Here is a 13622-nt window from a genome sequence, read left to right as displayed (position 1 = left end):
GCTTCTACACAGACGCATCGCACGCGCGAAGGGGCTCCTCGCGCACACCGCACAGCCCATCACTGAAATCAGTGCAGTCCTAGGGTTTCCCAGCGCAGAACACTTCACCACCGCATTCGAACAGCGCGTCGGAACCACCCCCACCAACTACCGCAGGGGCACCAACGCGAAGCCCGACTTCAGCAACGCCGCGCTCTTAGATATAATTGTTTCCCGAAGGGTGGGCGGGTCACATATCAGCAGCAGCCTCATCACATAGCTGAAGCCGCCTCCACAGAGGGGGAATGCGCGGGATGAGCCCCGATGATGCACCACATGCTCCCTCGCCTCGCACTGGGCGGCCTGCGGCCGATTACGGCACCGCCCGGCAATATACAACGTCCCTCTGGGACGGGACGCGTCCGCGCACCCCACGCACGCTCACCTCGCACTGCACCGTCAACTCTGGCGGCGTAAAACTTGCCTATGTCACCGAACAGGTTGCAACACCCACGGATTGGTTCTTCCGCGAGTCAAACCACGTCCTGGTAATACACCGTCATGGCCACCTAGATTCGATGGAAGTCGAACTAGAATCGGGCCCACGCGGACGCGCCAATCCTCAAGTTGGGGATATCTGGGTCATCCCGGCTGAACACCGTTATGACGCGTTGGCGCACGGTACCGCTGTCGGATACTGCCAATTATCTTTCACTCCTGAGACTCTGGGAAACATTGACCTCAAACCCGCTATCCACCAACGTGACCCACTGACACATCAAATAGTCGAGCAGATAGGTAGCCTCGGCGAGCGCGATGACGTGTTTGCGCGCCTGTTCACTGAGTCGCTGCTCCAGTCGTTGCTGCAACACCTCTCCGAGTCGATCGCTGGCGAATCTGCTCACCCGCCCTGGAGAAGTCTCGACTTGGACCGGCCGACCCGTGCCAGGTTGCTTGAGTACCTCGATGACAATCTCGATGCGAAGATCGGGTTGGATCAACTTGCCGCCTACACGGCAATGACCGTGCCCGAGTTCACCAATGCGTTCGCGACCGCGTTCGGTACAACACCACACCAGTTCCTGCTGGACCGACGGATCACCAAGGCCGAAAAGCTCCTAGCCGAATCGACACAGCCGATCGCGGAAATCAGTACCACACTTGGGTTTTGCAACCCCGGCCACTTCGCAGCCATCTTCAAAAGACGCGTAGGCGTTACCCCGAGCACTTACCGAAGATACCTCTGATGACTAACGCACCGATGAAAACCTCCTCAGACGGGGCGCGCACGTAACGAGTCACGGTTCGTCTTAAACAGTTCCATGTCTACCCCACCGTGGACGAGCTGGACTTCAGCAACTAATTGTTCATCCAATATCGTTTGTGCTGGAATGGGTAAGTGGGTAATTGGCAACGCCGCATATCACCGCCACTGAACATAGCGGCCCAATTGATCGGTACTCCGGCCACGTAGGCTCGCCCAACCGACGAGATGAATTCGTCATAACCGGCTGGGGATGTCCATGACGGGTCCAGCAGGACAAGCTCGTTTTGTCGAGCTCGGCCGACTCTGGCGGCTGTGCTGGCGATCGCGCTGGTCAATTTCGACTGTGGTCCGCACGCCACCACAGCTCGGTAGTTGCGCTCAATCAGATGCTCGATCGCTTGTCTGAAATGCACAGTTTGGCAATAATTTTGGTGCCAGTAGTGTGCGTCCATCGTCGCAGTGTCGATCGGCGCCCCCACGACGGTCGAATACAGCGGTATCTCGGCGGAGAGGGGCCTGACTGACTCCAGTGCCGTCAAGCTGCTGTACTGGACTGTCTCAATTCCCGCGTTGTGGAACGCGCTGTCGATGTTGATCCGATCGGTCGGGATGCCCCGGCTCGCGCAGTTCTTTTCGAGCTCATCTAGTGACCGCTTGTCCCCGGCCACGACCACGGAATCGGGACTGTTATCGGCCGCGATCGCGAGCCGGCCTTTCCAGGGCGCGATGAGGCTCGTTGCCTCCTGGGCAGACAGCGTTAGTGATGTCATCGCTCCCGACCCGTGCGATGTGCTCATCACACTGCCCCGTGACACCGCCACACGCGCGGCGTCCGATACCGATAGAGCACCGGCGACGTGGGCGGCCGCGATCTCTCCTGGTCCGTGTCCTACAACTGCGCCGGGTTCGATCCCGGCGCTGCGCCATTGAGCTGCCATCGACACCATCGCGGTGAAGAGCACGGGTTGCAGGATATCGGGGCGGTGCAGCGGCTGCGCCCCGGCGTTGCCGCGGAGAACGTCAAACACTGACCAGTTCACGAATTTGTCGAACGCGGCGCTACATTCGGCGGCCTTGTCCCAGTATGCCTGTGAAGTGTGATGTGCCGCCGGAATCGAATCTGCCCACTGACTCTCGTCGCCCGCGAACACGAAAACTACCCCGCTATCGTCGGTCGCGGTGCCTATCGACAGGTCTGGATGGGGCTTGCCATCAACGATGGCCTGAAGTCCTGCGCGTAGGCGCTGGCCGCTGTCGGCAACGATTGCGGCCCGGTGCCGGTGGTGGGCCCGAGTAACCGCCAACGAGTACGCGATATCACCGAGTCGCTGGTCACTGTGGTCACGCAGGTACGAGAGCATCTGCTGAGCACGGCTACGCAGTGCATTCAGGTCAGTACCCGACAAGGCCCACAGCAGCGCCTCGCTATTGCTCCCAGGCGCTCGCTCGGTGACGTCGTTGATCATCGGCGCTTGTTCGACAATCACGTGTGCATTACTGCCGCTGATGCCGAATGACGAAATTCCACAGCGCAGAGGGCGGTTTGCCGTCCAACTCGTGGGTGTGTCGACCACTCGAATGTTGCCCGCGTCCCAGTCGACCTCAGGGTTCGGCGAGTCGAAATGTAAAGTAGGAGGAAGGCATTGGTGCTTAAGTGCGAGGACTGTTTTTATCAGGCCTGCCACACCGGCGGCCGCCTGCGTGTGTCCGATGTTCGATTTGACCGAGCCGAGTAACAGCGGATTCTGCGCTGGGCGCTGTCCGTATGTATCAAGCAACGCCTGCGCTTCAATCGGGTCCCCGAGACGCGTTCCGGTTCCATGCGCCTCGACCGCGTCTACGTCAGCAGCCGACAAACCGGCGGTTGACAGCGCCCGCTGGATGACTCGCCGCTGAGCCTCACCGTTGGGGGCGCTCAAGCCATTGCTGGCCCCGTCCTGATTGGTGGCCGATCCACGGATAAGGGCCAGGACAGGGTTACCGTCGCGCTCGGCTTCCGAGAGCCGCTGCAATACAACGACTCCGACACCTTCTGCCCAACCAGTCCCGTCCGCTGCCGCCGCGAATGGTTTGCAACGTCCGTTCGGCGCAGCGCCGCGGCGCCGGGAGAACTCGACAATCGTGCCGGGCGCCGCCATCACGGTCACTCCACCCGCGAGTGCGAGTGTGCATTCCTGTTGGCGCAGTGCCTGGCACGCCATGTGGACGGCAGTCAGTGATGCTGAGCAAGCCGTATCGATTGATAGGGACGGGCCTTGCAGCCCTAGCGCGTAGGACACTCGGCCGGACGCGACGCTGAGATGATTGCCGGTGAGTAGAAAGCCCTTTTGTTCTCGCGGCGCACGGTCCATCGGCGGCCCGTACTGGTTAGTCACGATCCCGAAGTAGACACCGGTGGCTGTTCCTTGCAACGAATCCGGCGCGATCTGAGAGCGTTCGATCGCCTCCCAGGATGCCTCCAGAAGCACCCTTTGTTGCGGATCCATGGCCAGTGCCTCCGCGGGCGCGATACCGAAGAATTTGGCATCGAAGCCGGCGACATCATCGAGGAAACCCCCTTCACGTACGTAGCTTGTGCCCACAGCGTTGGGATCGGGGTCATACAGGTTCTCCAGGTCCCACCCCCGGTCGGGAGGGAATGGCGTGATGGCGTCGCCCCCGCTGATCAACAGTTTCCAGAAGTCCTCAGGCGAATGCACCCTGCCTGGATAGCGACAACTCATGCCGATCACTGCTATTGGCTCGTTCGGCGCGGCTTCTGCATGTACCGGCGTCTGTCGGCTAGCCCGTCGGGTATGTGTGCGCGCGACACTGGTGTGGATGTACGAGGCCAGCGCTCGGGGGGTCGGATGATCGAAGATCACAGCTGGAGGTATGCGCATCCCCGTCGCAGACTCAAGTAGGTTCCGTAGTTCGATGGCGGCCAACGAGTCAAACCCGAGGTCCATGAACGCGGTGTCTGCGTCGACGTTATCGGCTGTGTCGTAACCGAGTACGTCCGCTGCGCGATCACGCACCCAGATCAGCACAGATCGTTCACGTTCTGACTCAGGCACATTGAGCAGCGTGGCCAATGCCACTGCGGCGTCGTTCTCACGCGATGTCTGGGTCCGCGAATAGGAACCGGCCCTGCTTCGCGGAGTCATCCTGGCGGGGACCAGAACCGTCTCCCCTAGTGACACACAGGTATCGAACAGTGCCCAGCCCTGATTGCTTTGTAGCGGTATCTGCCCCGAATACACTGCCTTTCGTTTACTGGTGGCGTCGAGTCGGCCTGCCATACCGGTCTCGATGGCCCAGGGACCCCAGGCCAAGGACATTGCAGATAGCCCGAGGCTTTCTCGATACTCACAGAGCGCGTCGAGAAACGCGTTGGCAGCCGCGTAGTTTCCTTGCCCCGCAGTACCGACTATGCCGGAAACTGATGAGAACATGACGAACATGGCTAGATCGAGTTCGGAGGTCAGCTCGTGCAGATTTGCGGCTGCATCCGCCTTTGCACGGAGAACACTGTCGATCTTTTGGTCAGACAGTGTGCCAATTAGGGAGTCCTCGAGAACGCCTGCGGCATGCACGACTCCAGTTAGTCGGTGATCAGCATCGAGGCCCTGGATTACTTTGGCCAGCGCGCCGCGGTCCGCGGCGTCGCACGCCGCCACCCTGACGTTTATTCCTCGCTCCCGTAACTGCGAGACGAACTGATCGGCACCGGGAGTCTCCAGGCCCCGGCGTCCCACTAGGAGCAGATGACGCACTCCGTAGCTGTCCACGAGGTGCTTGGCCATTTCCCGGCCGAGGCTGCCAAGCCCTCCGGTAATCAGGACCGTTCCGTCTGGATCGAACCGCCGCGGCACGGTCAATACAATTTTGCCGGTATGTTTGCCTGTACTCATGTGCCGCAACATCGTTCGTATCTGCCGCACATCCTTCACTGTCGTCGGCAGCGGTGCTACAACGCCGCTGGCGCACAGCTTCATTAGCTCGGACAACATTCGGCCGATCTGTTCCGGCTCCGCTGCGAGCAAGTCCAATACCTCATATACGACACTTGGATATGCAGTCGCGACAGCACTGGGGTTGCGAACATCGGTCTTTCCGAGCTCGATGAACCGGCCACCGCTCGACATGAGCCGAAATGAAGCATCTACGAAATTGCCTGTCAGACAGTTCACTATGACGTTCATACGATGGCCGTCAGCAGCGGCACGTATCTGCTGCTCAAACTCAAGGCTTCGCGAATTTGCGATGTGGTTGGGACTGAATCCGGCGGCCCGCAGCACCGACCACTTCGCCGGGCTCGCAGTCCCATAGACGTCGGCGCCGAGGTGACGCGCGAGCCGGGTAGCGGCCATACCGACTCCGCCAGCGGCCGAGTGAATCAGCACGGACTCTCCAGCCTGGACTTTCGCTGTTTCATATAGAGCGTAATACGCAGTCAGGTAGGCCACTGGCACGGAGGCAGCTTCCGTGAACGACCAACATTCCGGAATGGGCGCAAGCAGGTTCTGGTCAGTGATTGCCACCGGCCCAAAACAGCCTCTGAAAAGACCCATGACACGTTGTCCCGGACGAAAGGCGACAACGTCCTGCCCCACGTGGGTGACCACGCCACCGCCTTCGATCCCTAGCACTCGATCCGAGCCGGGATAGATTCCCAAGGCAGTCAGAGTGTCTCGGAAGTTCACTCCCGCAGCCCGGACAGCCACCCGTACTTCCTCGGCGCCGAGTTCACGCTCGAGGTCAGGTGCATTTGTCGCGCAGATATCCAGTACTGATGCATGCTGCCCAACCGACAAACGCCAGTTCGTCGCCGAGGGGTCGACGGTGACGGTCGATGCGGCGGACGACGCAGTCTCCACGAGATCCGGTACATAGATTTCTGCGCCCCGAATAGCCGACCGCGGCTCACCGGAGGCCACGACCGCATTCAATAGGGCAGAAGCACCGGGTGTTTCATCAACGTCAACGAGCTGCACACGGCCAGGAGCCTCCGATTGTGCCGATCTAATCAGCCCCGAAACCGCGGCGGCAGCAAGATCGACCGTCCTCTCCCCTGGCCGCACAGACACCGCGCACTGTGTGACCACCACCAATCGGGCGTCTGTGGCCGAGCGCGCGTCCATCCACTGTTGAAGGATGCGCGTCATCTCCCTGACCCTTGTACGGGTCAACTCGGAATCGATGCCAATGTGCGGAGCTAGTGCAATGAGAACGGCATCGAATCGATAGGAACCGTCGGGCCCCACTGCCGCTGAAGTGAATGCCGCCAAGTCCTCGAATCTGGCAGTGTCGTTGGGCAGTTCGACAAGAGATTCACCCAGCGCCGCCCAGCGCAACTCTGGCGATTCCGCCACACGCGGAAGCGGCCGCCACACCGGGCGGAACAATGAATTGCGTGTCGCTGCGGCGCCGAGCTGCTGAGCGGAAACTGGCCTGTACAACAAAGATTCGATACTGAGAACAGGCGAGCCCGCCACATCAGTGACCAGTAGTGAAATCGTGTCCTCTCCTAGACGCGTCACGCGGGCACGCAGTGGGCCACAGCAGCTCGAGTCGTACATAACGACTCCCGACCACATGAACGGGAGCAGACCCCGCCCATCTGCACCCCGCGGTATTAGCACGCCAGCTGCCTGCAGTACCGAGTCCATGAGCACCGGATGGATCGTGAAACCCGAATCTGTCAATGCTCCGTCAGGTAGTTTGACTTCGGCATAGACACTGTCGCGCTCCCTACCCACCTGCCGGAGCCCCCGGAATGCTGGCCCGTGTTCGACCCCACCGGCAGCCAATTCTTGGTAGATCGGCGCCAGCGGCTCCGCTAGCAGGTCACGCGGCATCTGCAGTGAAGCAGGAGGTTCCAGTCGGACACTGCTCACCGTGAATGTCGCATACAGAGTCCACGGCGTACCGTCAGTATCGTCGATTCGCGAGTACAACCGCCCTAGCCGGCGCCCCTCTCCGTCAGCCTCATCGACTGAGATATGAATCATTACGCCGACATCCTCAGGCACCACCAACGGGGCCCGCAGGACCAATTCATCGACGTGGTTTGCTTCCACTTGTGTTGCCACGTGCAGGGCGATGTCGAGAACCACCGCCCCGGGCACGACAATCACCCCGGCAACACGATGATCGGCGAGCCAACGATGTCGGCTGATCGTCCACTGCGCGGTGAACGCGAATCCCCCGGCATCCGGTCGAGGAATTTTCGCGCCGAGTAGAACGTGGCTGGACTCACCGACACCGATACTGGTGAAGTCCGGCTCGGCCGCTGCCGCAGAACTGAACGTAGCCCGCTCTTCGGTGGAGCCAGCACCACAAGTGGCTGCCACCACCGCGGGCCAGTCGATGTGCGCGCCGCGGACGTAAAGTTCTGAGGCAGCCATCAACAGTGTCCGGTGTTCAGGTCGTTTTTTGCGCAGAGCCGATGTCACGCAGACAGCTGGTGCCGTCTCGCGCACAACAGCGGCGAGGGTGGGTTGGCCAAGCTCGAGAAAACGGACGGCATTGTGATCGCGCAGGTATTGCAGGGCGTCGTGGAAGCGTACGGGGTTGCGGACGTGCCGTACCCAGTGATCCGGATCGGCCAGCTCGCCCGCGTCGGCTGGACGCCCGGTCAGGTTGGTCAGCACCGGGACCGATGGATCCCGAAAGGCTATACCTTTAAGCGTGTTACGGAATTCATCGAGCATCGGCTCCATCCGTGGCGAATGGTATGCATGCGAGACTCGTAGTCGCTGTGTGTTGTGCCCAGACTTGGCAAATGCGTTCGCGATCGATGTTACTGGCTCTTCATCTCCGGAAAGCACAAGTGATCGTGGTCCATTGATCGCCGCGATCGCGAGGGCGCCGTCTGTGGATTCCACGAAAGGCTGTATCTCTGCCTCAGTGGTCTCAATAGCGACCATCGCGCCGCCGACGGGCAATGCCTGCATGAGACGTCCGCGCGCAGCTACCAACACGCAAGCGTCGCCAAGCGAGAGCGCATCAGCCGCGCAGGCCGCGGTGATTTCCCCTAAGGAGTGGCCAAGTAGGTAATCGGCGTGCAAACCCCACGACGTCAGCAGTCGATACAGGGAAATCTCAAACGCGAACAAGGCAGGCTGGGCATAGACGGTCTGATCCAGCAACTCCTGATCGGAGCTTTCGAACATCACGTCTTGCAGCGGGCGCGGCAGTTCATGGTCGAACAGTCTGCAGGCCTCGGTGAATGTCTGTGCAAACACAGGGAATCTACGCGTCAGCTCTGCACCCATCCCTATGTGCTGCGCGCCCTGCCCGGGAAATAAGAAGACCGTTGCACCGGCTTCGGCGTGCCCGCGGATAACGGTTCCGCCTGTAGATAGCTCCGCCACCGCCTCGAGGCCTCGGTGCAATTGTGCTATGTCGCCGCCAATTACGACTGCTCTGTGGGGATAGTCGGTGGCACTCGATACGAGCGATCGTGCTACGGCAGTGGCCTGTGCCGTCGTGACCGTCGCTGTCCGGGAGTGCAGGTCCCGTGCGGTAGAACTCAGCTCCGAAGGAGACTGCGACGCCAGTACCCATGGAACTGTGTCGGCGGTGGTTGCCGCTGGCTTCTGCGCGGCGGTGCCTGCCACGCGATAGGCGGCACGCTGGTATGGGCAGGTCGGCAACGAGACACGGTGCTCGCCGCCGCGCGGGAGTTCGGTTGCCCAATCGATACTCTCACCCCGCACCCAGCGCGCAGCTAACGCTGCTAGTTGCGCTTCGGATTCTGTCCATGCTTCTGCGGGGTGGGGGGCGTCGCTGCTGAATGTGCGAGCAGAGTTCGGAGTACCGTTGGCCAACGCGTGCAATTCGCTGAGCAGTCCGGCCTGGTCATTTACCACTATGGCTGCGCGGCAAGCCCATTCGTCTCGGCCTGTGCGCAATGTATACGCGACATCCGGGATCGACACTGAATTATCTTGCAGCGCTTGCGCAAGCCCCTCGGCATACTGACTCAACTGCTTTCCGCTGGGCGCCGACAGCACGATCAAAAAAGGTCCGTGATCGTGGCGAACCGGTGACGGCGAGGGCGCTTCTTCGACAATCAGGTGCACGTTCGCGCCGCCGGCACCAAACGAGCTCACCCCTGCACGGCGCGGCCGCGCGCGTGCAGGCCAGTCCGTCAGCGTGTCGGGAACCACGAATCGACCCTCCCCAAACTCTATGGCGGGATTGAGATGTTCCGCGAACAGCGATGCGGCGATCTTGCGGTGCTGCAGCTGCAACAGGACTTTGGTGAATCCGGCGATGGCTGCGGCCGACTCCAGGTGTCCCAGATTGGTTTTGATGCTGCCGAGCATGCAGTGATCTGCGGCCGGGCCGAATGCTCTGCGCAGTCCTTCTGCCTCGATAGGGTCGCCTAGCGCGGTGCCCGTGCCATGGGCTTCTATATAGCCGATTGTCGAGGGATCGCAATCTGCCTGAGTCTGCGCTGATCGGACTAGGTCCGCCAGTGCCGTCACGGAAGGGACGGTGAACCCATTGGTGCGGCCGCTGGTGTTGACCTGCCAGCCACGGATCACTCCATAGATGTGATCGCCTTCGTCCTGGGCCGCCTCGAGCGGCTTCAAAACGACCGCCCCGGCGCCTTCGCCGAGCACCATCCCATCGGCGTCGACGGCGAAGGTCCGACATCGTCCCCGAGGAGAGAGCATCCCCATCTGTGCGTACTGCACGAATCGCATCGGGTGAAGTAGCAGGTTCACTCCTCCGGCAACCGCAACCGGTACATCGCCGGCGTGCAGGGCGTCGCATGCCGTAGCCAGTGCCACGCCCGACGCCGAGCAAGCGGTGTCCACGGACATACTCGGGCCGGATAAGTCCAGGAAGAACGAAACCCGGTTGGCCACTTGATAGTTCTCAGCATATGGATATGGCGCGTTGCCAGCCAGCGCCGCACCGGCAGTGAGAATCGCGTAGTCGTGGGCCATGACTCCCGCATAGACGCCCATCCGCCGATCGATTGTGGCGCGGCAGTAGCCGGCGTCCTGAATGGCTTCATAGGCAACCTCGAGGAACAATCGCTGCTGCGGGTCCATCTGTCCCGCGGCCCGGGGTGAGATCTGGAAGAAGGCCGGGTCGAACAGGTCTACTCCCGTCAGGAGTCCGGCCCATTTCGAGTTCGTTTGTTGTGGACCGGGTTCGGAAGCGTAGTAGATGCTGTGGTCCCACCGATCTGCAGGAATTTCTGTCACCGCGTCACCACCGGTACTAAGCAACCGCCACAGGGCCTCGATATCGGGCGCACCCGGGTAACGTCCAGCTAGACCAACAACGGCGATTGCGCGCGGCTGGGCACTACCCGACCTACCAGACACTGCTCTAGCGACGGACTTGGTACGTGCCTCGGTCGAGACGTGCAGTGGTGCCGTCTTTCCCGCTAGCACATCGGCAACCCCACCGATGGTGATCTTCTCGAAGAGCAGCGTGGCCGGAATCCTGCCCATTCTGCGGGTGAGTTCGGCGGTAGCGTCCACGATCGCCAACGAGGATGTGAGCACGTCGTGCAGAGGAGTTCGCGTTGTCAGCTGCGACAGAGGAACTCTGCCCGCCGTGGCAAGTGCCTCACGGACCGTATCGATGATCCGAGCGGGCGCAAACGGTTCGATCTTTGTGTCGTCGAGGAGCTGTCCATTCCCGGTATCGCCGTCGAGCCACGCCTGAAGCGTTGTTGCGTCACAGAGACCAGTCAACTCTTCGAGTGCACGCACACTCGGCGCCGAGTTAGCACCGCACGCGGCATCGGCACTAGTAGCTTCTGCGGGCGGCGACATGGCGGCACCGTGGTCTGTTGGACAAAAGCGGATCGCCGCTGCTGATTCAGTCGTTATCCAATAGGGGCCCCGGCCACTGACCCCGTCTGGGCACAATTCGTCTAGAAAGTGTCTGATGGGCTGATTCCGCGAGGTGGCGCTGTATTCGAAATCGATGCGATCGAGACCGAATTGCACTGCACGGCTGGCTATTTTATGTATTAGTTCGTGTTCGACACCGCGGCCGAGCACCCGGCAGCTGAGCATCAAGGAATGGATCGCCAGACGGTCGCGCTCCACCCCTGCCGCCACAAACCCTGTCAAACCATAGTCACCGAAGCGGTCGCCGACATCTACACTCAGCAACAGATCACCGGCCGTCAACGATTCCCGCAATCGGGTTTCGGTCCAACGTGCGCCGTTGAGGTTGAACTGGTTGGTGCGCATTGTCAGCTGAGCCAGTCGGGGCAGATCGATGTCCTCAGCGTCGGAGACTGCTACGCGCACTTGTAGTCCGGCGACAAAGTCTGCGAGCGATGCGGCACGACGACGGTACTGGTGACGTTTTATTGCCTGCTGGTAGAGCTCCGTGCGTATCCGGTCTTCGGCGGTTACCACCGTCCGGTCGAATGCCCATAGGCGATCTAGTAGGCGCGGTATCTGGCCGGGCTCTGCGGGCACGGTGAGTGTGAGTACCTCCGGCAGGGCCTCTCGTACGGCGCCCGTCTGGGCCGGATCGTCGTCGATGAAAACGAAACTGTCGAGCGATAAGTTTAGTTCGCGTGCCAGAGACTGAATGTTTTCGGCCTTGGGTTTCCAGTTGACCCGCCAGGAGACAATGTCCGAGACGGTCAGAATCATGTCCGGGCGCGCGAATACCGCGCGGACGTCTGCTTCTTCGTTGCGGCTGCACACGCACAGTAGTACGCCGTCGCGACTCCATTGAGCGGCGCGGCTCTGCAATGTCCTATGTCCTTCATCGATATGTATGCCGTCAATCCCGTCTTCGGCGACGATGCCCCGCCAGAGTGTGTTGTCTGCGTCGAGCACCAGCACCTTGTACGGGGTGCCAATGAGCGCGTGTACGCCACGGCATGCACTGGCTGCCAAGGTATTTGTGGCGATTTCCGTGTAAGGGATCCCGGCAAGTTCGGACCTGACTGGATCGTGACATTCCTCCGGTCTGTAGCTGCCGTTCCATGACTCGTCGGTCAGCACAAGGATTCTGCCCGGGATCGATAGGCGCTTATCGATCTCCATTGTGAGCTCAGCAAGCACCCCGTCCAAGTGCGAGGCCGCCGACGGCGATGGCGGGCAGATTTGGATCAGCAATGGAACTTGTTCGGGCGTTTGGAATTCTTCCACTGCCTGGCAGAATCGGGCAATCTCCCCTCGTAGGCTTTGCGGGTCCGCTCCCGTAGGAAGCCAGTCCTCTATACGCAGCGGAATCCAGTTCACACCGCGTCGGTTGCGGGCCATGAGGCTTGTGGGATCGAGTAATGATTGGTGAACTTGGCCATTCGTGATGCTGATCTGTGCTCTAATGCCGATCCTTTCCGCGCAGGTGAGCATCGCCCGTGCTAGCGAATCTGTTGTGAAACTTCCTGCAACAGTTATGTTTACAGCGCGTGGTTCATCGAATACCTCCATCGTCTTCACAGCGCCTAATTCCGGTTCTTGTGAAGCCCAGTCGGCGATCGCCGCAGCGACTATCTCAGGTTCCAGCAGATTCTCGGAGTCGATGGCGGCACTAGTCATCGACGTTCGCAATCGAGGTGGCCTGGCGATCAGATATGCCGCTTGCCGGTGATCGGCAGCTGCACCGTGGAGCAAGCCTTCGATGTGCTGCTTGGCGCAGGCGTAGTGTGCCCAGCCGGGCGGCGGTTCCGTCACCGCAACGGAAGACACCGCGACAACAGCCCCGTGCGCTACGGCTATGTCCGCCAAGAGTGTTTCCAGTGGAACTTGCGCCAGTTGGGTAGCCCGGCTGATGTACTCCGTGCGTCTTGCGGCGCCGGCTGTGCCGAAAGGCAAGGGGGTCGGAGTCGGACATGCGTTGAGTATCAACAGGTCCAAGTGCCCATGTTCATCACGAATGCGGTCGCCAACTGCTTTGCACCACCGCCCATCGTCACCAGAACCTGGTACGAGGTGAACGCGGTCCGATAACCGACCGAGGGCCTCGCGGACCCGTGAGGCTGCCGCCTCGTTATCCCTATAGCCGACGTAGACGATGAATCCCCGGTAGGCCAGCGCGTGGACGATAGCTGCTCCGAGCCCTCGGCTGCCGCCGATCACAAGTGCAACCTTGCGATTACTGGTCGGCTTCACCGCTGTATATCGGTCTGCAAGGCCAACCGATGGTGTGCGGATCTCGTCGTCACGGCTCACGGCCCGCAATTTGACCTGGCCGCTTGTGTGCCCGATCTGGGCGATGCCGTTGACCTGCAGCATTCTTAAGCTCGGGTTGACCTCGGTGATCTCGGCGGTTCCATGCAGGGTGGAAGTCAGGCTCATTGCAGAAGACGCAAAGCTGACTTTCAGTTCTGCCAGTAACGCTGAACGACCCGGCAGTTCCATCCCCGTCGTATAGCTACACCACAACAACA

General features: G+C 60.8%; 3 protein-coding genes. 2 read left to right on the top strand and 1 reads right to left on the bottom strand.

Going from position 1 to position 13622, the window contains the following annotated elements:
• Together AC5Y5C_RS17615 and AC5Y5C_RS17610 are read left to right on the top strand one after the other, a co-directional pair.
• Window positions 1–259 (top strand): helix-turn-helix domain-containing protein (locus tag AC5Y5C_RS17615; RefSeq protein ID WP_499974521.1); only part of this gene is annotated, 259 nt, incomplete at its 5' end.
• Between the two features lie 34 nt (window positions 260–293).
• Complete coding sequence (locus tag AC5Y5C_RS17610) at window positions 294–1226, top strand: helix-turn-helix domain-containing protein (protein WP_499974518.1); 933 nt, start codon at window positions 294–296, stop codon at window positions 1224–1226.
• 112 nt (window positions 1227–1338) lie between these two features.
• Here the strand turns inward: AC5Y5C_RS17610 and AC5Y5C_RS17605 are convergent, their stop codons facing one another.
• Window positions 1339–13530, bottom strand: a complete 12192-nt coding sequence (locus tag AC5Y5C_RS17605) for an SDR family NAD(P)-dependent oxidoreductase (RefSeq protein WP_499974687.1) — start codon at window positions 13528–13530, stop codon at window positions 1339–1341.
• Window positions 13531–13622 lie beyond the last annotated feature (92 nt).

The organism is Mycobacterium sp. NGS15 (genome assembly GCF_059813245.1).
Note: the sequence above shows the minus strand (reverse complement) of the source record. Positions and strands in the feature narration are given on the sequence as shown.

Bases quoted from the DNA above. Each gene is read 5' to 3' on its own strand.
- AC5Y5C_RS17610 (WP_499974518.1), top strand. From the start codon at position 294: ATGAGCCCCGATGATGCACCACATGCTCCCTCGCCTCGCACTGGGCGG.
- AC5Y5C_RS17605 (WP_499974687.1), bottom strand. From the start codon at position 13,530: ATGAGCCTGACTTCCACCCTGCATGGAACCGCCGAGATCACCGAGGTC.